The 24191-nt window shown below is 38.5% G+C and carries 17 protein-coding genes and 1 rRNA gene (1 of these 18 running past the window's edge); 12 read left to right on the top strand and 6 right to left on the bottom strand.

The features are described from left to right. The 5 genes from L6469_RS01300 to L6469_RS01280 form a co-directional block, all read right to left on the bottom strand. Positions 1–1220 (bottom strand): 16S ribosomal RNA (locus L6469_RS01300); it reaches 310 nt to the left of the window's first position. A 929-nt stretch (positions 1221–2149) separates the two neighbouring features. Next, entirely contained in the window at positions 2150–3325 is a 1176-nt protein-coding gene (locus L6469_RS01295) for an iron-containing alcohol dehydrogenase (RefSeq protein ID WP_006282478.1), read from the bottom strand. 236 nt (positions 3326–3561) lie between these two features. Then, positions 3562–5064, bottom strand: coding sequence for a BACON domain-containing protein (locus L6469_RS01290; protein ID WP_006282479.1), 1503 nt, complete (start codon positions 5062–5064; stop codon positions 3562–3564). A 21-nt stretch (positions 5065–5085) separates the two neighbouring features. Then, on the bottom strand, positions 5086–8355 hold the full coding sequence (locus tag L6469_RS01285) for a TonB-dependent receptor (RefSeq protein WP_006282480.1): 3270 nt from the start codon (positions 8353–8355) through the stop codon (positions 5086–5088). Between the two features lie 201 nt (positions 8356–8556). After that, the gene (locus L6469_RS01280; protein WP_006282481.1) at positions 8557–10866 is read right to left on the bottom strand and encodes a transglycosylase domain-containing protein; all 2310 of its coding nucleotides are present in this window, start codon (positions 10864–10866) and stop codon (positions 8557–8559) included. A 117-nt stretch (positions 10867–10983) separates the two neighbouring features. Here L6469_RS01280 and pyrB point away from each other — a divergent pair, with 117 nt between their 5' ends. The 3 genes from pyrB (at position 10984) to glyA (ending at position 13826) form a co-directional block, all read left to right on the top strand. Next, entirely contained in the window at positions 10984–11940 is a 957-nt protein-coding gene (pyrB, locus tag L6469_RS01275) for an aspartate carbamoyltransferase (RefSeq protein ID WP_006282482.1), read from the top strand. An 11-nt stretch (positions 11941–11951) separates the two neighbouring features. Continuing rightward, the gene (locus L6469_RS01270; protein ID WP_006282483.1) at positions 11952–12407 is read left to right on the top strand and encodes an aspartate carbamoyltransferase regulatory subunit; all 456 of its coding nucleotides are present in this window, start codon (positions 11952–11954) and stop codon (positions 12405–12407) included. 138 nt (positions 12408–12545) lie between these two features. After that, positions 12546–13826 carry a serine hydroxymethyltransferase gene (gene glyA / locus L6469_RS01265; protein ID WP_006282484.1) on the top strand — a complete coding sequence of 427 codons (1281 nt, stop codon included), beginning with the start codon at positions 12546–12548 and terminating at the stop codon, positions 13824–13826. Positions 13827–13900: 74 nt separating this feature from the next. Here glyA and L6469_RS01260 read toward each other — a convergent pair whose 3' ends face one another. Beyond that, complete coding sequence (locus L6469_RS01260) at positions 13901–14728, bottom strand: DUF5715 family protein (RefSeq protein ID WP_006282485.1); 828 nt, start codon at positions 14726–14728, stop codon at positions 13901–13903. A gap of 175 nt (positions 14729–14903) precedes the next feature. On the opposite strand from L6469_RS01260, the gene L6469_RS01255 reads away from it, so the two are divergent. The 9 genes from L6469_RS01255 (at position 14904) to L6469_RS01215 (ending at position 24188) form a co-directional block, all read left to right on the top strand. Continuing rightward, positions 14904–15935, top strand: coding sequence for a PhoH family protein (locus tag L6469_RS01255; RefSeq protein WP_027454073.1), 1032 nt, complete (start codon positions 14904–14906; stop codon positions 15933–15935). A 17-nt stretch (positions 15936–15952) separates the two neighbouring features. Continuing rightward, a complete protein-coding gene (locus tag L6469_RS01250; RefSeq protein ID WP_006282487.1) occupies positions 15953–16903 on the top strand; it encodes a phosphoribosylaminoimidazolesuccinocarboxamide synthase in 951 nt (316 codons plus the stop codon). 5 nt (positions 16904–16908) lie between these two features. Further along, entirely contained in the window at positions 16909–17643 is a 735-nt protein-coding gene (gene ubiE / locus L6469_RS01245; protein ID WP_006282488.1) for a bifunctional demethylmenaquinone methyltransferase/2-methoxy-6-polyprenyl-1,4-benzoquinol methylase UbiE, read from the top strand. 9 nt (positions 17644–17652) lie between these two features. After that, positions 17653–18405, top strand: coding sequence for a shikimate dehydrogenase family protein (locus L6469_RS01240; RefSeq protein WP_006282489.1), 753 nt, complete (start codon positions 17653–17655; stop codon positions 18403–18405). Between the two features lie 50 nt (positions 18406–18455). Further along, the gene (locus L6469_RS01235; protein ID WP_039870462.1) at positions 18456–19604 is read left to right on the top strand and encodes an AIR synthase-related protein; all 1149 of its coding nucleotides are present in this window, start codon (positions 18456–18458) and stop codon (positions 19602–19604) included. A 9-nt stretch (positions 19605–19613) separates the two neighbouring features. Then, positions 19614–20726 carry a peptide chain release factor 1 gene (prfA, locus tag L6469_RS01230; RefSeq protein ID WP_006282491.1) on the top strand — a complete coding sequence of 371 codons (1113 nt, stop codon included), beginning with the start codon at positions 19614–19616 and terminating at the stop codon, positions 20724–20726. 5 nt (positions 20727–20731) lie between these two features. Beyond that, positions 20732–21559 (top strand): orotidine-5'-phosphate decarboxylase, encoded by an 828-nt coding sequence (pyrF, locus tag L6469_RS01225; RefSeq protein WP_006282492.1) that lies wholly within the window; start codon positions 20732–20734, stop codon positions 21557–21559. Between the two features lie 185 nt (positions 21560–21744). Beyond that, positions 21745–22791: a UDP-3-O-(3-hydroxymyristoyl)glucosamine N-acyltransferase gene (gene lpxD, locus L6469_RS01220; RefSeq protein WP_006282493.1), complete on the top strand. Its 1047-nt coding sequence runs from the start codon at positions 21745–21747 to the stop codon at positions 22789–22791. 11 nt (positions 22792–22802) lie between these two features. Then, positions 22803–24188 (top strand): bifunctional UDP-3-O-[3-hydroxymyristoyl] N-acetylglucosamine deacetylase/3-hydroxyacyl-ACP dehydratase, encoded by a 1386-nt coding sequence (locus L6469_RS01215; protein WP_006282494.1) that lies wholly within the window; start codon positions 22803–22805, stop codon positions 24186–24188. Positions 24189–24191: the final 3 nt, after the last annotated feature.

The raw sequence follows: 24191 nt of genomic DNA, 5'->3' as shown, positions 1-24191 counted from the left end.
GCCCCGGACGTAAGGGCCGTGCTGATTTGACGTCATCCCCACCTTCCTCACACCTTACGGTGGCAGTGTCTCCAGAGTGCCCAGCTTGACCTGATGGCAACTGAAGAGAAGGGTTGCGCTCGTTATGGCACTTAAGCCGACACCTCACGGCACGAGCTGACGACAACCATGCAGCACCTTCACAGATGTCCCGAAGGAAGTCACTATCTCTAGATCCGTCATCTGCAATTCAAGCCCGGGTAAGGTTCCTCGCGTATCATCGAATTAAACCACATGTTCCTCCGCTTGTGCGGGCCCCCGTCAATTCCTTTGAGTTTCACCGTTGCCGGCGTACTCCCCAGGTGGGATGCTTAACGCTTTCGCTTAGCCACTCACCCCGAAGGGCAAACAGCGGGCATCCATCGTTTACCGTGCGGACTACCAGGGTATCTAATCCTGTTCGATACCCGCACTTTCGAGCTTTAGCGTCAGTAACACTACAGCGAGCTGCCTTCGCAATTGGAGTTCTTCGTGATATCTAAGCATTTCACCGCTACACCACGAATTCCGCCCGCTTCCTGTGCACTCAAGTCTGACAGTTCGCGCTGCAGTGCCCAGGTTGAGCCCGGACATTTCACAACACGCTTACCAAACGGCCTGCGCTCCCTTTAAACCCAATAAATCCGGATAACGCCCGGACCTTCCGTATTACCGCGGCTGCTGGCACGGAATTAGCCGGTCCTTATTCGTAGGGTACATGCAAATAACCACACGTGGCTAACTTTATTCCCCTAAAAAAGCAGTTTACAACCCATAGGGCCGTCATCCTGCACGCTACTTGGCTGGTTCAGACTTCCGTCCATTGACCAATATTCCTCACTGCTGCCTCCCGTAGGAGTTTGGACCGTGTCTCAGTTCCAATGTGGGGGACCTTCCTCTCAGAACCCCTACTGATCGTCGGCTAGGTGGGCCGTTACCCCGCCTACTACCTAATCAGACGCATCCCCATCCATAAGCGATAAATCTTTATTCCATCTCAGATGTCTTTAATGGAAACCATAGGGCATTAATCTTACTTTCGCAAGGCTATTCCCTACTTATGGGCAGGTTGGATACGCGATACTCACCCGTGCGCCGGTCGTCATCAAAGAAAGCAAGCTTTCTTCATGTTACCCCTCGACTTGCATGTGTTAAGCCTGTAGCTAGCGTTCATCCTGAGCCAGGATCAAACTCTCCATTGTAAAATATCTTTGAATATCTAATTGAATAGATTATTTGTCTCTGTTTCAAGGACGCTTATCCTTTTATTGAAGTCGGTTTAAAGCCTGGACAAAAACTAAACTTGACGGTTCGTTTTTGTTACCCATTCACACATATTTATAATATGTGAACGCTTCTTGTACTACTTCTCTGTCTATGTAATCTTTTCAAAGAACTCTTTCTCTTAAGCCTCATAACCAACGTTATTTGGCTGCTTCCGTTTGTTTGAAAGCGAGTGCAAAGGTATACAAAATATCCATAACCTCCAAATGTTTTCAAGAAAAAATTGCAAAAAACTAAGATTTTGCGCGTTCTTTGACAATAAAAGCTTGCTCCCGTGGACGTACACATTATAATATATAAGGATTAAAGAAATATAAGAATGGTGCACAGAATTCTGTAACAACGAAAAATTGACAAGTAGCCGCAAACTTTCGCTGTCTGTAGTGGGCAAAACGTAAAATAAAATATCAAAAAAACATAGCCACTAAAAATCATCATCTAGCTTAAAATATTCAACTTTTGATCAGCCTGTTTGGTCTTTTTCCTTCCCCTCGATTTTCTCTCCCGCCAAAACCCTAGCTCCTAGGGGTCGAAACCTAAGACTTTGCTCGCTAAACTCTATGACCTTATCGCATCAACCCTAAGCTTTCGACCACTAGGAGCTGGGGTTTTGGCGCCCATTTATTAAGCCACCGAAGTGTAAAATTCGTAACGCACTGATATTCAGGCAGATACAAAAATGCTTCAAAATTCGCGTATTTGAGGCCATTCTACATCACAATTTCAAATACGCAAAGTACAAGACGGTTTATGTCAAGTAAATTCAAAATACATACATGCTAGACAAAACCAAAAAGGCTGTCGTCATTCTGAACAACAGCCTTTCAAATATATTAATACTTCTTATTTATAAACAAAGTTTATAGATTTCCATAGTAGCTTCCGCATCTAAAGGCATATATCCTTGCATAACATCGCCCTTCAAGCGATGTAGCCTAGTATTCAGTAATTCAAGGTCCGGATTATCCACACCCAACTGTGCAAAAGAAACAGGCATACCCAAAACATCATGCAACCAAGCTTTGAGACGTTTAGCCCCTTCTAAAGCATCAGCAGCTATATCACCAGACTCAGTTACACCTAAAACACGATATGCCAACTGAGCAACTTTTGCAGGATTATGTTTAGAAGCATAAGTTAGGAAAGCTGGGAATATTACAGCCAATCCTGCACCATGAGTTACATTATATTCTGCAGAAATTTCGTGCTCCATAGCATGGCTATTCCAATCTTCCTGCCTACCTAAAGAACAAGTATCATTGTGAGCAATAGTACCACTCCACATAATATTAGCACGTGCCTCATAATCTTGAGGATTCCTCATTACCTTCTCTGCTTCCTCCATAATAGCCAATAACATTCCCTCAGCCAAACGATCACCAATCTGAACATCAGGAGTATTACTCAAATATCGTTCTAATATGTGTGCCATCATATCCGTAATACCGCTTGCAGTTTGCCAAGCAGGTAAGGTCATCGTCAACTCAGGATTCATAATAGCAAATTTAGGACGAAGGAGTTTAGGCATTCGCAAGCCATTTTTCACATGACTCTTAGTATTAGTAATTACAGCATTTCCAGAGCCTTCACTTCCTGCTGCAGGTATTGTTAAGACTACTCCTATTGGTAATGCATTTACAGGTTTGGCTTTACCACAATAGAAATCCCAAAAATCACCCTCATAATAAAAACCAGCTGCAATAGTTTTGGCAGTATCTATAACACTTCCACCACCTACAGGCAACATAAAATCAGGTTTAAATTCACGAGCTAATTCCAATCCCTCGTACACCTTCGTATCAACAGGATTAGGTTGAACTCCAGACAATTCGCAATAAACCAGCTTAGCTTCATCGAGAGACTTTTTAATGCGATCTAATAAACCTGAACGAACAACACTTCCGCCACCATATACAATCATTATACGAGAAGCACCATACTGTTGACACAACTCACCTACATTTTTCTCTGTATCCTTACCAAATACAAATTCTGTAGGACTATAAAATGTAAAGTTATTCATATTGTAAGATATAAAATATTAGCTATTCTGAAAATAGTCAAATCATTGCTTTATCAACATATATGCGAAGATACTGTTTTTTCTTCTAAAAAACAAATCAATTAGAATGATTTGATAACGAGCAACCGTAACTCAATCACTTTTTCAAAATAGTGCGTTACAAAACGCTAAAGCAAAAGACAAAAAAAATAGGATACCTTTTGAGAGATATCCTATTTTTCATATTAGGTTAAAACTTAATTATTCTTTGAGATAAATACACCCACAGCTTCTATAAGTCCTTTATAAGTTGACTTAGTAGCAATAATAGTTATATTATCACCATCCTCAAGTGTTACACCCTGCTCTTTAAGTTTACCTTTGGTACCGCCCCAACCAGCAAGCACACCATAAACATATACTGTACCTGATTCATCGGTCAAAGCGAAGTTTCCATATTTCTCAAGATCCCACTTTGTATTTGCTTCAGTAGATTGACTTATCTTACCTGATATCATGTAATAGGCATCATTAGAATCAGCTTTAGAACGGAATTCGTTAATAGAAACAGCCTCTACAGCTTGAAGTTTTTCTACTGTCACATCAGAAAACTCAATAGTAGTTTTATACTGAGCACGCTTACCAACTATAGTAACGATATCACCAACCTTTGCTGTTTCTGGAAGACCTGTTGGCTTATAGACCTGTACTTCACCAGTTAAATCAGAATAGTCTGTAACATAGAAATTACCCTTACCATCGAGTTTTGAAATAATACCAGTAAAACGATACTGAGTATCACCTACTTCGGCTGCACGGAATTCAGAAAGCGTTGCCACAACAATACCACCATTCTGATTAATAGTAGCCTCGCTAGTATATTCTTTTTCACCATCTGTAGTACGGAAAGTAACCGTAGCAGAACGAGCACCACCTTCATTAGGTGTAGCCTTGAAAGATACAGTTGCACCACCTTCATAAGAACGTGTAGAAGAATAAGACAACCAGCTCTTTGCTTCTTCTGGTATTTCAGGTAATGAAACACCCTGACCCTTACAAGTAATATGAACAACAGCGACACCACCTTCCTTTGGAAGAGTCTGGTTATCTATAGAATCAACTTTAATCAAAGACTTGGTAACACTGGCAATAGTAGCATTTTTCAACTCGGCATTGCCATTATAGAATGCCAATGGACCATCTACCACTACTTCATCACCCGGTTCGATATCAAAATCCTTGAAATTCGTTGTTCCATAAATCTGAGTACTACCTGTTTCATCCTGAATATACCAGTTACCATACTTAGTCCATTCTTGAACAGACTTAACAGTACCCTTGATACGATATATAGTACCCTCAACACCAGAATTAACCTCAGCACAAGTAGCAAGCTTACCTTCTGCAGAAGCAAGACCCTGCAAAATGTTAATATATTGAGTTTCGCCGTTGCAATAGAGTTTAACAGAAGAACTACGACCATTATCTGTTGCAGGAGCAGAGAACTTTAAAGTAGTCTCACCAGCAGTACCAATAGAATCAGACATGGTAAACCACAAATCCTTACTATCAACACGCTCAATGTACCAGTCACCCTGAGCTTTTAAAGTAATCTCCGTTTCACCACCGCCCTTATTAATAGCAACATACGAAGAAGAGACCTGTACAGATTTCAGATTATCGACAGTATACTCCGAAGAACATCCAGTCAGCATCATCACAAATGCTAAGAGGGCAGGAAGAATATATCTTAATTTCATTATATTAATATGCTTAAAAGATTAATTAAAATAGTACTTAATACCAATAGATGCATACCAGCACTGACCAGTTGCATGATTGTAATGCCAAGCAGGAGTACTGCCATTAATAACGCTTGGAGTTGAGAACACAGCCTTACCTGCCTCATTTACGCCTTCATAAGTAAGAAGACGGAAACCCTCTGTACTAATGTCTTGATTAATCTGCTTAGCAACACCCCAAGAAGAATTGAAGAGATTAAGTACATTTTTGATATCAAAACTCAATTGAAGCATATGCTTAGTATTGCCAGCCTTAACCTTAAAGTCATGCTTATAACCCAAATCTACACGATGTACCCATGGAGAGAAGATACCATAAGACTCAGCGTATTCTCCTTGATGATCACTCAAGAAACTATTAGCATGAACGAAGTCCATGAAACGAGTCTTATCATCCTCCGTCTTAAAACAGAAATCACCATTAGCAACTTGCTGATCAGTTGGGATAAAGATAGCATCATAATTGAAACCATCACCATTCATATCATTTGTGGTCATAGCAGAATACTTGTAGCTACCACGCCATGCCTCGTAAGTAAGATTCAAGTGATTACCACTCTTGTCGTGCATTGTAGCAGAAGCGATAAAACGGTCAGGAGTAACATTAGCTGCATTGTGCAACTTCATTGCTGTAGGACCATCTACTGTTGCTACATAATTAAGTACAGAAGAGGCATTAGAACCTGGTAAGCTAGTAAGCTCCTTTGATACTGTGTGAGTATATGCTGCTGTCAAATCCAACCATTCGAAAGGCTGAGCATTGGCAGACAAGCTCCAAGAATAACCATAACCTTTACTAGTATTCTCAAGAATATAAGCATGTGTACCCTGCTGGAATCCAGAAGGATAAATATGACGACTATCAACCCCATTGAAACGAGCAAAGCCCTCTACATTAGGAGTACTCCAATCGTTCATGAAGGTACCATAAACAGTCTTATTGAAAATATACTCAGCTGATACTGAGAATGGGAAATTTACAGGAATAGCGTAATCAACTGCAAGAGATGTTTTCCATACCTGTGGCATATGGAAATCTGGATCTACACTTGAAATTGCAGAAGGAACAGTACCCTCCTCAGGACTGATTGTTGTAGGGTAACCTAAAGAAGTAAGTTTGTTCAACAAAGCTTCAGGCGTAGCCTTACCATTAGCATCTGTAACTAAGCCACCTTTGAATTCGCTCATATCAAAGCCTTTCTTTGCAGCATTAGATGCATTGATAATAGCCTGATACTGAATCATACCAGAGTTAGTAGGCATATTGGTAAAGAATACCAATGGCAAACGACCTGCAAAGAGACCTGTACCACCACGGAACTTCAAAGATTTGTCACCCAAAACATCATAAGTAAAACCTACACGAGGTGAGAAGATAACTTTAGAAGATGGCCACTTACCTGTATCGATATGACGACCATTATAATCAAGTTCCTTAATGGCATTATTTGTCATTAAATCACCATTATTAAAGAAGATATCATCCAAACGAATACCATAAGTCAACTTAAATTTATTAGTAGCTTGCCACTCATCCTGTACATACAATCCGAGTTTAGAATACTGAACACGCGCAGCAGGCTCTTTTTCACCATTATAACCATAAGTGAGATTGACAATTTCTGGAGCTTTTTCATTCAAGAAATCATCCAAAGACTTATAGCGATAATAACCTGTACCATTACGCATATACTGGTTATCTGCCATCTGATGCTCGTAATTGATACCTGCAAGCAATTTATGATTACCAAAATAGTAAGTTACATCATCTTTGATATTCCAAACATTATTATGAACAGCATTGTTATAAGTAAAGAGCTCATAACCTAATGACATATAAGCATCACCATCCTTCAATATATCGATGAATGGGAAAATGTCTGAGTTAGTATCACGAAGATCATCAAGTTTAGAGTATGTTACTAATAACTGGTTAGATAAATTCTCTGTGAAACGGCTATTTAAATCGAGAGAGAAAGAGTGTACCAAACCATCCTTAGCATACATGGTATTAGCAAAACCCATAGAATAAGCACCAAAACGATCGTTTGTTGCAGTGGTACCACCATCCATAGAAGTTCTTGTAACTACCGACCAACTGCGATTTTTGGTATAATTATAACGGAGAGCTAAGTGATGCTTACTATTAATATTCCAATCTAAACGAGCCAACAACTTGTAGTTATCTTCATCAGCAGGGAAATCCTTATAAGAACCTGTTTCATAACCATATTTATTCAAAACATAGTCATGAACTTTCTGCATATCAGATGCTGTTGTACGAGATATATACTCATCTGCACTTGCAGTTTCACCTTCTTCAGCTGCGCGCCATGAATTAGCCTGTGTAGGTTTCTTTACCATTTCACCATTTACGAAGAAGAAAAGCTTATCCTTAATAATAGGACCACCTAATGTAAAGCCATAAGTCGTAGTACGATCTTTATCACGAGAAGCAGTTACGATATCACCGTCAACAACATCACCACGCATATTTTCATTCTGATGGTAAATATAAGCAGTACCCTTGAATGTATTAGTACCACTCTTAGTAACAGCATTTACACCACCACCAATAAAATTAGTCTGGCGAACATCGAATGGAGATACTACAACCTGCATTTCCTCAATAGCATCGATAGAAATCGGGTTACCACCACCAGGGAGTGAACTACTTAATCCAAAGTTATTGTTGAAGTCTGCTCCATCTACTGTGAAATTAGCAGTACGACCATCAGCACCACCGAATGTCATGCCATTACCACCATAAGGAGACAAACGAGTAAAGTCTGTGATAGAACGAGAAACAGTAGGCATGTTCTGCATCATCTTGTTATCGATGTTTGTTGAAGCACCAGTCTTAGCGGTTGTAAACTTAGTCGCCTTAGCAGTTACAACAACTTCACCAAGTTCTTTTGCATCCTCAGAGAGAGAAACATTAACATTAGATGTTTCTGCCAACTGAAGCTTTACATTTTTCACAACTTTTGTTTCATAACCAATATAACTAACTTTAATTTCGTAAGGCCCACCTGGACGCATACCATTAATAGTATACATACCTTTGGTGTTAGTTACCGCCTGGTACTTAGTACCTGAAGGGGTATGAATGGCTTCAATTGTAGCACCAATAACATCTTCGTTATCCGCAACTACCCTACCACTCAAACTAGAAGTCGTGATTTGAGCCATGACAGAAGTCGCAAAGACCATCATCATGACAATCAGAAAAACCAATTTTTTCTGCATAGGAAAAATAAAATTTAATTAACAATTTTGGGAAATATTATCCCTTTTTACCACATTACGGTGCAAAATTAACTAAATTTTCTAACATATGTGTTATAAAATGATGAAAAGTGTAGATTTATATAAAAAAAAAGCCTCTGGTGATATATATTTAATTCACCAAAGGCTTTTTTATAAACATGCCATTAATCATGAACTACATTACTCAAAAACTTCGTCTATATCATTACCAATATTATTATCCTGTTTAAGACATGGATTATATTCATCAGGTATATCAAATTTAGATTGTGAATTATACCCAAGAGAAATATCAGCATAAACCTTTTTCATGAAGATAGCCCAAATAGGAAGCGCTGAAGAAGCACCTTGCCCCAACTGCATATTATCAAAATGAATATCACGGTCTTCACCTCCGACCCACACTCCACTAACCAATTCAGGAGTGAACCCCATGAACCAGCCATCACTATTACGATTAGTTGTACCTGTCTTAGCACCAATCTGTCCATCGAAATGATATTTATATCTCAGTCGACCAGCAGTACCACCATCTACTACCCCCTGCAGTAGAACTAGCATTTTGTTTGCACAGTCTGCACTAATGACCTCATTCATTCGAGGTTGAAAACTAGTAATAACATTACCTTCATTATCCTCGATTCGGGTTACAAACATAGGAGCTGTTCGTATACCATGATTAGCAAAGGCTGAATATGCACTGACCATTTCAGCCACAGATACTTCACAAGGTCCAAGACACAAAGACATAGAAGGATGAATATCCGGATTATTTATACCATAGTCATGGAGCAAACCTACAAACTGTTGAGGACTTAACTTGCTCATCAGATATGCAGAAATCCAGTTATTAGACTGTGCGAGGCCCCATTTTAAGGTAACCATTTGCCCATAACGACTATGGCTCGTATTACGAGGAGTCCAAGGCTGTCCCGCAACCATATATGTCTGTTGCCTGTTTGGAGCCAAATCACAAGGAGAAAAGCCATTTTCCATTGCCAACGAATATAAGAACGGCTTAATTGTAGAACCGACCTGTCTTCGACCCCCTGTTACCATATCATACATGAAATGGCTATAATCCAACCCTCCTACATATGCTTTAACAGCACCCGTTTTAGGATCCATACTCATAAAACCCGAACGCAAGAAAGACTTATAATACCTAATACTATCCAATGGTGTCATAGAAGTATCAATATCACCATGGTAAGTAAATATCGTCATATCTGTACGTGTACGGAACGCCTCACGTATATCCTCTTCAGATGCACCGTTAGCTTTCATATTACGATAGCGCTCACTTTGACGAACTGAACGAGCCAAAATATCACGAACCTGCTGAGAAGTTAGTTGATCTGTAAAAGGAGCATTAGCTTTCTTACGATTTTCCTTATTAAATGCTGGTTGCAGATTGAGAGCCACATGCTGATAAACAGCTTCTTCAGCATAACGTTGCATTCGAGAATTAATCGTAGTATAAACCTTCAAGCCATCAGAGTAAACGTTATATGGACTTCCATCCTTTTTAAAGTTTTTGTTACACCATCCATATAATGGATCTGAAGCCCATGCTATCGAATCAATAACATACTGGCGCTTATTCCAAGAAGGATAATCTGCACGATCAGGCATTTTAGCCATCATATACTGTCGTAGAAATTCACGGAAATAAGTTGCAGCCCCATCCTTATGATCAGTACGATGAAAATTGAGTGTTAACGGCTCACTCACCAGTTGATCATATTCTAGAGAAGACAAATAATGGGATTTAACCATCTGTCCCAACACCACATTTCTTCGCTCACGACAACGATCAGGATATCTGACAGGGTTAAAGAAAGAAGGGTTTTTACAGAGACCTACGAGAGTAGCAGCCTCTACAATAGAAAGATCTTTAGGCTCTTTATTAAAATAGGTATTAGCCGCCGTTTTAATACCCACAGCATTATGCAAGAAATCAAAATAATTAAGATAAAGAGCAATAATTTCCTCCTTCGTATAACACCTTTCAAGTTTTACTGCAATTACCCATTCTATCGGCTTCTGAAGAAGACGCTCCAAAGTACTCTGAGCAGTAGAAGAATACAATTGTTTTGCTAGCTGCTGAGTAATCGTAGAGCCACCACCTGCACTTTTTTGACCAAGAATACCTCGCTTAACAACAGCTCGGCTTAAAGCAATAAAATCAATTCCAGAATGCTCATAAAAACGCTCATCCTCTGTAGCAACCAGAGCATGTACTAGATTAGGAGAAATCTTACTATAAGGAATAACTATACGATTTTCCTTATTTAAATTCCAAGTACCCATAACCTTACCATCAGAAGAATAAACCTGAGTAGCATAGCGGTTAATCGGATTCTGTAAATCTTCAATGTCAGGCATATAACCAATCCAGCCGTTCCATATAGCTGTAAAAGCACCTGCTGAAAATAATATCACGATGATAAGACCTCCCCAAAGAAAGTGTATAAAAGCTTTTCTCATCAGTAAATTTCATATTTATCGTTGCAAAAGTACAACTTTATTCGCAAAAATCTCTCATAAATCAAAAATTATAACTATCTTCGCAGTCGAATTCGAAACAATCAAATCAAAATATAAATGGAAAATCATCATTTTGTGACGATTGCCGACCTTTCTAAAGAGAAAATCATGTATCTTTTAGAGATGGCGCATGAGTTCGAAAATCACCCAGACAGGGAATTATTGAAGGGAAAAGTAGTAGCAACTCTTTTCTTTGAACCATCCACCCGTACTCAACTCTCTTTCCAAACTGCTGCCAATAGACTTGGTGCTAGAGTTATTGGCTTCTCTGATGCCAAAACATCAAGTACAACAAAAGGAGAGACTCTTAAAGACACGATTCTCATGGTCAGCAATTATGCCGATGTTATTGCAATGAGGCATCACATAGAAGGAGCGGCACAATATGCCAGCGAAATTGCCCCTATCCCTATTATCAATGCAGGAGACGGCGCTCACATGCACCCTTCACAATGTTTACTCGACCTCTACTCTATTCAAAAAACACAAGGCACACTAGAAAACCTAAATATCTATTTGGTAGGAGACTTGAAATACGGTCGCACAGTTCACTCTCTTATTACCGCAATGCGACACTTCAACCCAACTTTTCACTTTATCGCTCCAAAAGAATTAGCTATGCCTAATGAGTACAAACTGTACTGCAAAAAGCATGGTATCAAATATGTAGAGCATACTGCTTTCAATGAAAAGATTATTGCTGATGCTGATATTCTCTATATGACTCGTGTACAAAAAGAGCGTTTCAGCGACTTGATGGAATATGAAAGGGTTAAAAATACCTATAGACTCACTAACGAAACTCTGAAAAATGCAAAACCTAATCTTAAGGTAATGCACCCACTTCCACGAGTTAATGAAATTGCATACGAAGTAGACGAAAATCCACATGCATACTATATCCAACAAGCTAAGAATGGACTTTATGCACGTGAAGCCATTTTCTCTTATTGCCTTGGAATTACACTTGACGATGTGAAAAACGACAAGACTATTATTACTAGCAAATTCTAAACACGAAACAAATGGCAAAAAAAGAAATGCTTGTTGCCGCTATTGAAAACGGCACAGTTATCGACCATATTCCTGCAGAAAAGACTTATCAAGTAGCCAACCTGTTACACCTACAGGACTTAAGAACACCTGTTACCATCGGTTATAATTATCGTAGTAAGAAACTGGTTACCAAAGGTATTATCAAGGTGTCTAACAAATTTTTCAATGACGAAGAAATCAATCGACTCAGTGTTGTCGCTCCTAACATCATCCTGAGTATTATAAAAGACTACGAGGTGGTAGAGAAGAAAAAGGTAGAAACACCAGACGAATTGCGGGGCATTGTAAAATGTAATAATCCTAAATGCATTACCAACAATGAACCTATGCAAACAGTATTTAATGTCGTTGATAAGGAACATGGTATTTTGAAATGTAGATATTGTGACAAAGAACAACAAATAGAAAATGTAGAACTACTATAATCTACAAACATTAGCAATGCATTAGTTCCAAATTGTTAAAAATATCACAAGAAAAGTTTGGAAATGATATTAAATTTGCGTACTTTTGCAGAAAAATTTATCGTAAAAGGATTTTTAACATCAAAATAACACCTGAAAATGAGAAGAGATCAAGAAATTTTTGACCTTATTGAGAATGAACATCAGCGACAGCTGAAAGGTATGGAGCTGATTGCTTCTGAAAACTTCGTTAGTGATGAAGTCATGGCTGCAATGGGTTCTTATCTGACCAACAAATATGCAGAAGGCCTTCCTGGAAAAAGATATTATGGTGGCTGTCAAGTTGTTGACCAAGTAGAAGATTTAGCACGCGAACGTGTAAAAAAAGTATTTGGAGCAGAATTTGCAAATGTACAACCACACTCTGGCGCACAAGCAAATGCAGCTGTACTCTTGGCCGTATTAAATCCAGGTGACACTTTCATGGGTCTCGATCTCGACCAGGGTGGTCATCTTTCTCATGGTAGTAGCGTAAATACATCAGGTTTACTTTATAACCCTATCGGTTATACCCTTAACAAGGAAACTGGTCGTGTAGATTACGATGAAATGGAAAGACTTGCTTTAGAGAACAAGCCAAAATTAATAATCGGTGGTGGTTCTGCTTATAGTCGCGAATGGGACTATGAGCGTATGAGAAAAATCGCCGATGAAGTTGGCGCTTTATTAATGATTGATATGGCTCACCCTGCAGGTCTCATCGCTGCTGGTTTATTGAAAAATCCACTGAAATATGCCGATATCGTAACAACAACTACCCACAAGACACTTCGAGGTCCTCGTGGTGGTGTTATTCTTATGGGGAAAGATTTTGATAACCCTTGGGGTAAAACAACCAAAAAGGGTGAATTAAAGAAGATGAGCACACTGCTTAACTCTGCTGTATTCCCTGGCACACAAGGTGGTCCACTAGAACACGTCATTGCAGCAAAAGCTGTAGCATTCGGCGAGAATCTCGCTCCGTCTTGGAAAGAGTATGCAACACAAGTACAAAAGAATGCTGCCGTACTCGCACAAGACTTGATTGATAAGGGCTTTGCCATCGTAAGCGGTGGCACTGACAACCACTCCATGTTGCTAGACCTTCGTCCTAAATACCCAGAATTAACTGGTAAAGTAGCAGAAAATGCGCTTGTATCAGCAGATATCACTGTAAACAAGAACAAGGTTCCATACGATGAGCGTTCAGCTTTCCAGACATCAGGTATCCGTTTAGGAACAGCTGCTATGACTACCCGTGGTGCTAAAGAAGATATGATGCATCTTATAGCAGACCTTATAGACGAAGTATTGAAAGATCCAGAAAACGATCAGGTTATTGCCAAAGTTCGTGCAAAAGTTAACGAAACGATGAAAGATTATCCTTTATTTGCATATTAATTAACATTGCAAAGAACTAAAATAAAAGGTGCATATCATAGCGATATGCACCTTTTATTTTAAACAAATTATTCCTAATTCACAGTGATATGAAAACAACCCTGATTTACTTCATATTTTATAAGACATCGCTTATTCTCTCTCATATCACGAAGCACCTCACTTAAGACCCATTTTAAGGTATCGTTCGTTACCCGACGTCTTTTTTCACCTGGAGCCTCAACTGTAACATAACGGTTATAACACAAATCGAAAGTAGTACCATACATATGACAACTATTCTGGGTAGCATTACCATTATGTGTTCGTAACTTCGCGACATCAGCCTTACTGCGCAAAACACTCGTAACAATAATTTTATGCAAAGGAATGCCTTTTATCATAAGACTATCATAATAAGCTTTACCTATATCCTGCAAAAGCACTGAAGCTCTAGGCACAAGATAAGGAATAGAACTATGAAGTTTATCAATATAAAAATAAGGATTACTTCCTACATAAACTAGACCAGATTTCTTATTCATTGCATCCTGGCGATCTGCAATCGGTTTTACCCCCCATTTTTGTGCAGCAATTAACTGCACATCATTTTGATCAGGAAAGGTGTTACCAAAATGAGGAACACTAAATATACGATGCTGTGCTAAAGAACCATCAGAATTATAAAAAACAGAAGAATGTATACTATCTGCAAGAGACTCCCTATTCTTCACATCATCTGGAATATTACTTAAACTATCCGACAAAGCATAAGCCACAGAATCACTTGACAAAGAATCAATATTATCTTTCGTTTGTATGGGCGACTTGGCCACATCAGGAGCAAAACATCGAACCAACGATAACAATAGTACCGATACCCCAAATCCAAGGATATATTGTCTTTTAGATATTTTTTTCATACATTTCGATTAGAGTTTACAAAAATACTAAAAACAAAAGAAAGACCACTCCCAAAAGCCATATTTTTATTAAAATTATTATTTTACTCATTAAGGATTTAATTTTGTTTGGTACATTCAAGCGTTTTTTGTAATTTTGCAAAGAATATAATAACAAGCAAAGTATTTAAATACATTGATAGAGAAGCATATCGTTTTAGAGGATATCGACCCTGTAATATTTTATGGGGTGAATAATTGTCACTTGCAGATGCTCAAGTCCCTATATCCAAAACTGAGAATCGTAGCAAGAGATAACATTGTGCGCGTTTTAGGCGATGAACTTGATATTGCAAAAGTAGAAGAAGACATTGAGAAATTACGCAAGCACGTACTAAAATACAATTCTATAAGTGACGAGGACATTCTGGATATTGTAAAAGGCAAGGAAACAAAGGCCGATGCAGTTAAGGATGTACTCGTTTATAGTATCTCTGGTCGTCCTATAAAAAGCAGGAGCGAAAATCAGCAGAAGCTTATTGACTCTTTTGAAAAGAATGACATGACATTTGCTGTAGGCCCAGCCGGTACGGGAAAAACATATTTAAGTATAGCTCTTGCTGTAAAAGCATTAAAGGAAAAAACCGCCAAAAAGATTATCTTATCACGCCCAGCTGTAGAAGCTGGAGAAAAACTTGGATTCTTGCCTGGCGACATGAAAGATAAGATAGACCCTTATCTTCAACCACTTTACGATGCACTAGAAGATATGCTACCAGCAACGAGACTACAAGACTTAATGGAGAAACATATCATTCAGATTGCTCCTCTAGCATTTATGCGTGGCCGAACTCTGAGTGATGCCGTTGTTATCTTGGACGAAGCTCAAAATACCACCCCTCAGCAAATCAGAATGTTTCTTACTCGCATGGGATGGAATAGTAAAATGATCATTACTGGTGACATGACCCAGATTGACCTTCCAAGAGAACAAAAAAGTGGCCTAAAAGAAGCACTTAAAATTCTAAATGGAGTGGATGGAATCTCAGTCATTCATTTAGGACAAAAAGACATAGTACGTCATAAGTTAGTAACTCGAATCGTCAACGCTTATGATGCGTATGACAAAAAAATAGAAGCAATCCAAAAAGCTAAAAAGGAGGCCAAATCCTCAAAAGAAGAATTAGGAACTCCTTATATCGATGAAGAAGTTAAGTCAATCAATTAATATTATTAAATTTTAGAATGAAAGCATTAACTAAAACCGATTTCCATTTCGATGGACAGAAAAGTGTTTACCACGGTAAAGTACGTGATGTATATGACATCAACGACGACCTCATAGTAATGGTCGCTACCGACAGAATTTCAGCTTTTGATGTTGTTCTGCCAAAAGGTATTCCTTTCAAAGGACAGGTTTTAAACCAAATTGCAGCTCAATTTCTTGATGCCACAAGCGACATCTGTCCAAACTGGAAATTAGCGACCCCAGACCCTATGGTAACAGTAGGTGTAAAGTGCGAAGGTTTCCGTGTCGAAATGATTATCCGTTCTATCCTGACAGGTAGTGCTTGGAGAGCCTATAAAGAAGGCTGCCGTGAAATTTGTGGTGTTAAATTGCCAGAAGGAATGAAAGAAAACCAACGCTTCCCTGAGCCAATCATAACTCCAACTACAAAGGCTGACGAGGGTCATGATATGAACATCTCTAAAGAAGAAATTATTGCACAAGGAATTGTTAGTGCTGAAGACTATGCAGTTATTGAAGACTGGACTAGAAAACTATTCCAGCGCGGTCAGGAAATTGCTGCAAAACGCGGATTGATTCTAGTCGACACAAAATATGAATTTGGTAAGAAAGGTGATCAGATATATCTTATTGATGAGATTCATACACCAGACTCAAGCCGTTACTTCTATGCAGATGGCTATGAAGAAAAATTCGAAAAAGGTCTACCACAAAAGCAGCTTTCAAAGGAATTTGTACGCCAATGGCTCATCGAACATAACTTTATGAATGAACCTGGTCAGCAAATGCCTGAAATTACAGATGAATACGCAGAAAGCGTAAGCGAAAGATATATTGAACTTTACGAGAACATCGTGGGTGAGAAATTTGATAAAGCTGTTGAAGAAGGTGATATCGCTAGTCGCATCGAAAAGAATGTAAAAGCATATCTAGCAACAAGAAAATAAGAAACATGTACAATCAGGAAAAGATAAAGCCCTATAATAGTGAAGGTGAAAAAGGTAAACAAGTAGAGCAAATGTTTGATCATATTGCTCCACATTATGATACTCTAAATCACCATCTTTCCTGGAATATCGATAAAGGATGGAGGAAGAAAGCTATTCAGCAGCTTTCTCCCTTCAAACCTCAAAAAATTTTGGATATAGCTACAGGTACAGGTGACTTTGCAATTTTGGCAGCTAAAATGCTACAACCCAAACAACTGATTGGTGTAGATATTTCAGAAGGCATGATGGCTATCGGCCATAAAAAAGTAAGTCAACAACAATTAGAACATATTATTTCTTTTCAGAAAGAAGATTGCTTAAATTTATCATTTGAAGATAATACATTTGATGCAGTTACAGCAGCCTTTGGAATTCGAAATTTTCAAAATTTGGATCAAGGATTAAAAGAGATGTGTCGTGTTCTTAAAAAGGGAGGACACCTTAGCATTGTTGAATTAACAGAGCCTGTATCCTTCCCGATGCACCAACTTTTCAGAATATATTCACACACATTTTTGCCTCTATATGGAAAAATGCTATCTAAAGATGACAGTGCATACAGTTATTTAACAGCCACAATAGAAGCATTCCCAGAAGGAGAAGAAATGATGGGTATATTCAAAAAAGCAGGTTTTACCAAAGTGAGTTTTAAACGTCTTACTTTCGGAATCTGCACCATGTATTTTGCAACCAAATAAACTAAAAGTATGGACAAATATGGACTAATAGGATTTCCACTAGGACATTCCTTTTCGAAAAATTATTTCAATCAGAAATTTGCTGATGAAAATATTGACGCAGAGTATGCCAACTATGAGATTCCAAACATTGAGAATCTATCAGAAGTTCTAGATTTAAATCCAGAACTAAAAGGTCTTAATGTAACCATACCATATAAAGAAAAGGTTATCAGCTATCTAGACAATATAAGCCCAGAAGCAAGAGCAATAGGTGCTGTTAATGTGATTCGTATAACACATAAAGGAAAAGATACAATATTAAAAGGGTTCAACAGTGATGTTATTGGATTCACAAGAAGTATAGAACCTCTTATTAAGCCCCATCACAAAAAGGCATTGATACTAGGAACAGGAGGAGCTTCAAAAGCCATTAATTATGGTCTGAAATCATTAGGCTTAGAAACCGTTTTTGTAAGTCGATACGAACGCCCTGGTACTATTCAATATCAAAATATAACTCCTGAGATTATTAAAGAATATAATGTCATTGTAAATTGTACTCCTTGTGGCATGTATCCAAACGTTGACGAATGTCCTGACATTCCATATGATGCGCTAAACGACAAATGTCTTTTATACGATCTACTTTACAATCCTGACGAAACACTCTTTATGAAAAAAGGAGCAGCCAAAGGAGCTGTAGTAAAGAATGGACTTGAGATGCTTCTTCTACAGGCATTTGCAAGTTGGGAATTTTGGAATGGCAAAGAACAAGAGTAAACGTTAAATCAAAAATTAAAGAAATTAACATGAGTAATTCAAATCGCTATATGATGCGTGGCGTTAGCGCGGCTAAAGAAGATGTTCATAACGCCATCAAAAACATAGATAAGGGTATTTTCCCACAAGCATTCTGCAAAATCATTCCAGATGTATTAGGTGGCGATCCCGAATATTGTAACATCATGCATGCAGATGGTGCAGGTACCAAATCTTCACTTGCATATATGTACTGGAAAGAAACAGGTGATCTGAGTGTGTGGAAAGGTATCGCACAAGATGCCATCGTAATGAATACGGATGACCTTTTATGTGTGGGAGCTGTTGATAATATCTTAGTATCGAGCACAATTGGTCGAAATAAAATGCTAGTACCTGGTGAAGTCATTTCTGCCATTATTAATGGTACAGACGAACTCTTAGCACAAATGCGAGAAATGGGAATTGGCATTTATCCTACAGGCGGTGAAACCGCTGACGTTGGTGATTTAGTAAGAACCATCATTGTCGACTCTACAGTTACCTGCCGAATGAAAAGAAGCGATGTTATCAACAATGCCAACATTCAACCTGGCGATGTTATTGTAGGTCTCAGTTCTACAGGACAAGCGACATATGAGACAAGATATAATGGCGGTATGGGAAGCAATGGTCTAACTAGCGCACGTCATGATGTATTTGCCAAATATTTAGCTGAAAAATTCCCTGAAAGTTTTGACCATGCTGTACCAAACGAATTAGTATACAGTGGAAAATACAAATTGACAGATCAAGTTGATGGTGTTTCTGTCGATGCAGGTCAATTAGTACTTTCACCAACTCGCACTTATGCACCAGTTATCAAGAAACTGTTAGACGAATTACGACCAGAAATTCATGGTATGGTACATTGCACAGGTGGTGCACAGACTAAAGTACTTCACTTCGTTGGAGAAAATTGCAAAGTTATCAAAGACAACATGTTCCCAGTTCCACCACTATTCCAAGTTATTCATGACTGTAGCGGAACAGACTGGAAAGAAATGTATCAGGTATTTAATATGGGACACCGTATGGAAATCTATGTAAAACCTGATGTAGCAGAAAAAGTTATTGCCATTAGCAAAAACTTTAACATTGACGCTCAGGTAGTAGGCCATATTGAAGAAGGTCCACGCAGCCTGACCATCAAATCTGAATTCGGAGAATTCAATTATTAAATATATAATATGCCAGAGAATAATAGCATACTAGAGAAATTGGAAGGTCTTGAGAGTCGATTTGAAGAAGTATCGACCCTCATAACCGACCCATCGGTCATTGCAGACCAGCCAAGATTTGTCAAGCTCACTAAAGAGTATAAGGATTTAAGTGATATCATGGATGCCCGCAAAAGATACATTGCGTGTTTGAATTCCATCAAAGAAGCTAAAGATATCCTTGCAAATGAGAGTGATCCTGACATGAAGGAGATGGCTCGTGAGGAGTTGTCTGAGAACGAGGCTCTACAGCCTAAGTTGGAAGAAGAAATCAAAATTGCCCTAGTTCCAAAAGATCCAGAAGATGCAAAAAATGTACAAATGGAGATTAGAGCTGGTGCCGGTGGAGATGAAGCAGCTCTCTTTGCTGGTGATCTATTCAACATGTACAAGAAATATTGCGATAAAAGGGGCTGGACACTAAGCATTACCTCTACATCAGAAGGCGCCGTGGGTGGATTTAAAGAAATCGACTGTGCTATTAGTGGAGACAATGTATATGGAGTATTGAAATATGAATCTGGCGTACACCGAGTTCAACGCGTACCTGCAACAGAAACGCAAGGACGTATGCATACCAGTGCTGCCACCGTTGCCGTTTTACCAGAAGCTGATAAATTTGAAGTCAACATTAATGAGGGTGACATCAAATGGGACACTTTCCGCAGTTCAGGAGCAGGTGGTCAGAATGTCAACAAAGTTGAATCTGGTGTGCGATTAAGATATCCTTGGAAAAATCCAAATACAGGTGAAATCGAAGAAATTCTGATAGAATGTACAGAAACTCGAGACCAACCTAAGAACAAAGAACGTGCCCTAAGTAGACTTTACACGTATATCTACGACCACGAACACCAAAAATATCTGGATGACATTTCTAGTCGTAGAAAGAGTCTTGTATCAACTGGTGACCGTTCTGCCAAAATTAGAACTTACAACTTCCCTCAAGGTCGTGTAACCGATCATCGAATTGGTTATACTACCCATGACTTGCAAGGTTTCCTTAATGGCGATATTCAAGACATGATCGACGCATTGACAGTAGCGGAAAATGCAGAAAAGATGAAGGAAAATGAACTATAAGAATTATGAATAGAGAGCAGCTCATTAAACAGATATTTACGAAAAAGAGTTTTTTGTGCGTGGGGTTAGATACCGACCTGAACAAGATGCCTGAATGCATAAAAAATTCTGAAGATCCTATTTTTGCCTTCAATAAGGCAATTATAGATGCGACAGCGCCATACTGTGTATCCTACAAACCCAACCTTGCTTTTTACGAATGCTATGGATTAAAGGGGTTAGCCTCTTTTGAAAAAACGATTTCATATCTCAAAAAATTCTATCCAGAGCATCTCATTATTGCTGATGCAAAAAGGGGAGATATAGGCAACACATCTGCGATGTATGCAAAAACCTTCTTTGACGAATACAATGTGGATGCCCTGACCGTAGCACCTTATATGGGTGAAGACAGCATTACCCCATTCCTTGAGTATGACAACAAATGGGTAATCGTGTTAGCTCTTACAAGCAACAAAGGAAGTCATGATTTTCAATTAACACAAGATCAGAATGGTGAAAGACTATTCGAAAAAGTACTTCGTAGAACACAAGATTGGGGAACAATCGAAAACATGATGTACGTAGTCGGAGCTACTCAAGGAGAAATGTTTAAGGACATTCGCAAATGCGCCCCACAGCATTTCCTTCTTGTACCAGGTGTAGGTGCTCAAGGAGGAAGCCTTCAAGACGTTTGTAAATATGGTATGAATAAAGACTGTGGTCTACTTGTAAATTCCTCACGTGGCATTATCTATGCAAGCAAAGATGAAAATTTTGCAGAAGCCGCAGCAGAAAAGGCTAAAGAACTTCAAAAAGAAATGGCAATAGAACTAGAGAAAATTATAAAATAACAATTTTTCTTACATAAAACGCTAAAACAGCTACGTAAAAACTGTAATTATTCAGTATTTTAAGTAGCTGTTTTCTATTTATTTAAAAACATGTAGAAAACAAAAAAAAGTAAATAAATAGCTTGTTAACCATGTATCTGAATTAATTTTGCTATATTTGCAAAAATAATTCAATCAAAAACAAAATGGAATTTACTGCAAAACAAATAGCCCAGTTTATACAGGGCCGAGTTGAAGGTGACGAGAATGCCAGCATAAATACGTTTGCGAAAATAGAAGAAGGCGTTCCAGGAGCGATTTCTTTTCTTTCTAATCCGAAATATATTCAATACATATACGACACTAAATCAAGTGTTGTCTTAATAGATGAGTCTTTAAATCTGGAAAAGCCAGTAACAACTACATTAATTCGAGTTAAAGATTCACGTGATAGTGTTGCAAAACTTTTACAACTATATGCAGCAGCTGTCAACCCTCCTAAGCAAGGAATTGCTGATAACGCATATATTTCTCCAAAAGCAAAAATTGGAAAAGATGTTTACATCGGTCCATTTGCCGTAATTAGCGATGGAGTAGAAATTGGAGATGGATGCCAAATCTATCCACACGCAGTAATTGGAGAGAATACCAAATTAGGCAATAAATGTATTATATATCCAAACGTTACCATCTATCACAACTGTAAACTGGGTAATAACGTTATTCTTCATGCTGGTTGTGTAATCGGTGCTGACGGATTCGGATTTGCACCAAATCCTGAAGCAAACCGATATGATAAAATTCCACAGATTGGTATCGTTACAATTGAAGATGATGTAGAAATTGGAGCAAACACATGTGTAGACCGTTCTACAATGGGTAGCACATATATCCGTAAGGGTGTAAAGCTCGACAATCTTGTCCAAATCGCTCACAACGATGATATTGGAGAAAATACTGTTATGTCTGCTCAAGTAGGCATTGCCGGTTCAACTAAAGTTGGACAATGGTGTATGTTTGGTGGGCAAGTTGGTGTAGCCGGACATATTACCATTGGAAATAAGGTATTCCTTGGCGCACAAAGTGGTGCACCTGGTAGCATCAAGGATAATCAAAGTCTCATAGGAACTCCACCTATGGAGAAAATTCCATATTTCAAAGCTCACGCATTGATGAATAAACTACCGGATATGTATAAAGAAATCCACAGTTTACAGAAAGAAATAGAAGAACTTAAAAAGAACCAAAAATAAAAGAATAATTTATGTCTAAACAGAGAACTCTGAAAGGAAGCTTTTCCTTGTATGGAAAAGGTTTACATACTGGTTTGAGCCTTACTGTTACATTCAACCCGGCTCCAGAGAACACAGGATATAAAATACAGCGAATAGACGTAGAAGGACAACCTGTAATCGATGCTATTGCAGACAACGTGGTAGATACCCAACGTGGTACCGTTGTAGCCAAAGGCGATATACGAGTTTCTACCATAGAACATGGAATGTCTGCTCTCTATGCATTAGGGATAGATAACTGTTTAATTCAGGTAAATGGTCCAGAATTTCCTATTTTAGATGGTTCTGCTGACATGTATGTCAAGAAAATCCAAGAAATAGGTATTGCAGAACAAAATGCAGAAAAAGACTATTATATCATCCGACACAAAATAGAAATAAAGGATGACAATACAGGATCTACTATCACCATTCTTCCTGATGATGATTTTAGCATAACAGCCATGTGCTCTTTCAATTCAAAGTTCATCAATAGCCAATTTGCGACTTTGGATAACATGGAAGATTACGCCAAGGAAATTTCCCCTGCAAGAACATTTGTCTTTGTAAGAGATATAGTTCCTCTTTTAGAAGCAAACCTAATTAAAGGTGGAGATTTGGATAATGCCATCGTTATTTATGAACAAGAAGTTTCACAAGAGAAATTAGATCAACTAGCAGATGTTCTCAAGGTAGCTCGTATGGATGCAAAAAAAATCGGCTACATACAGCACAAACCACTCATGTGGGAAAATGAATGCACAAGACATAAGCTGCTCGACATCATCGGCGATATGGCTCTGATAGGTAAGCCTATCAAGGGAAGAATCATTGCAACACGTCCAGGTCACACAATAAATAATAAGTTTGCACGCCAAATGCGCAAGGAGATTCGTAAGCACGAAATTCAAGCGCCAATTTACGATCCAAACGAAAAGCCTATCATGGATAATATTCGTATTCGCGAATTACTTCCACACCGCTACCCTATGCAGTTAATCGATAAAGTAACAGCCATGGGACCAACAAGCATCGTAGGTGTTAAGAATGTAACAGCGAACGAACCATTTTTCCAAGGCCACTTTCCACAGGAACCAGTCATGCCAGGTGTACTTCAAATAGAAGCTATGGCACAATGTGGAGGTCTATTGGTACTGAACCAACTTGAAGAACCTGAAAAATGGTCAACCTATTTTATGAAAATAGATGATGTCAAATTCCGTCGCAAAGTAGTACCAGGTGATACTCTATTATTTAAAGTGGAATTACTAAATCCTGTTCGACATGGCATTAGTTCCATGAAAGGATATATGTTCGTAGGAGACCAAGTAGTTTCTGAAGCAACATTTACTGCACAAATAGTCAAAAACAAATAACGA

Origin of the sequence: Segatella baroniae B14, from assembly GCF_022024235.1 — a bacterium.
Classification (GTDB): domain Bacteria; phylum Bacteroidota; class Bacteroidia; order Bacteroidales; family Bacteroidaceae; genus Prevotella; species Prevotella bryantii.
The sequence above is the reverse complement of the archived record's forward strand: the minus strand, read 5'-3'. Positions and strand labels throughout refer to the sequence as shown.

Bases quoted from the DNA above. Each gene is read 5' to 3' on its own strand.
- ubiE (WP_006282488.1), top strand. From the start codon at position 16,909: ATGTACAATCAGGAAAAGATAAAGCCCTATAATAGTGAAGGTGAAAAA.
- pyrB (WP_006282482.1), top strand. From the start codon at position 10,984: ATGGAAAATCATCATTTTGTGACGATTGCCGACCTTTCTAAAGAGAAA.
- L6469_RS01280 (WP_006282481.1), bottom strand. From the start codon at position 10,866: ATGAGAAAAGCTTTTATACACTTTCTTTGGGGAGGTCTTATCATCGTG.
- L6469_RS01240 (WP_006282489.1), top strand. From the start codon at position 17,653: ATGGACAAATATGGACTAATAGGATTTCCACTAGGACATTCCTTTTCG.
- L6469_RS01250 (WP_006282487.1), top strand. From the start codon at position 15,953: ATGAAAGCATTAACTAAAACCGATTTCCATTTCGATGGACAGAAAAGT.
- L6469_RS01235 (WP_039870462.1), top strand. From the start codon at position 18,456: ATGATGCGTGGCGTTAGCGCGGCTAAAGAAGATGTTCATAACGCCATC.
- pyrF (WP_006282492.1), top strand. From the start codon at position 20,732: ATGAATAGAGAGCAGCTCATTAAACAGATATTTACGAAAAAGAGTTTT.
- L6469_RS01285 (WP_006282480.1), bottom strand. From the start codon at position 8,355: ATGCAGAAAAAATTGGTTTTTCTGATTGTCATGATGATGGTCTTTGCG.
- L6469_RS01290 (WP_006282479.1), bottom strand. From the start codon at position 5,064: ATGAAATTAAGATATATTCTTCCTGCCCTCTTAGCATTTGTGATGATG.
- lpxD (WP_006282493.1), top strand. From the start codon at position 21,745: ATGGAATTTACTGCAAAACAAATAGCCCAGTTTATACAGGGCCGAGTT.
- prfA (WP_006282491.1), top strand. From the start codon at position 19,614: ATGCCAGAGAATAATAGCATACTAGAGAAATTGGAAGGTCTTGAGAGT.
- L6469_RS01295 (WP_006282478.1), bottom strand. From the start codon at position 3,325: ATGAATAACTTTACATTTTATAGTCCTACAGAATTTGTATTTGGTAAG.
- L6469_RS01215 (WP_006282494.1), top strand. From the start codon at position 22,803: ATGTCTAAACAGAGAACTCTGAAAGGAAGCTTTTCCTTGTATGGAAAA.
- glyA (WP_006282484.1), top strand. From the start codon at position 12,546: ATGAGAAGAGATCAAGAAATTTTTGACCTTATTGAGAATGAACATCAG.
- L6469_RS01260 (WP_006282485.1), bottom strand. From the start codon at position 14,728: ATGAAAAAAATATCTAAAAGACAATATATCCTTGGATTTGGGGTATCG.
- L6469_RS01270 (WP_006282483.1), top strand. From the start codon at position 11,952: ATGGCAAAAAAAGAAATGCTTGTTGCCGCTATTGAAAACGGCACAGTT.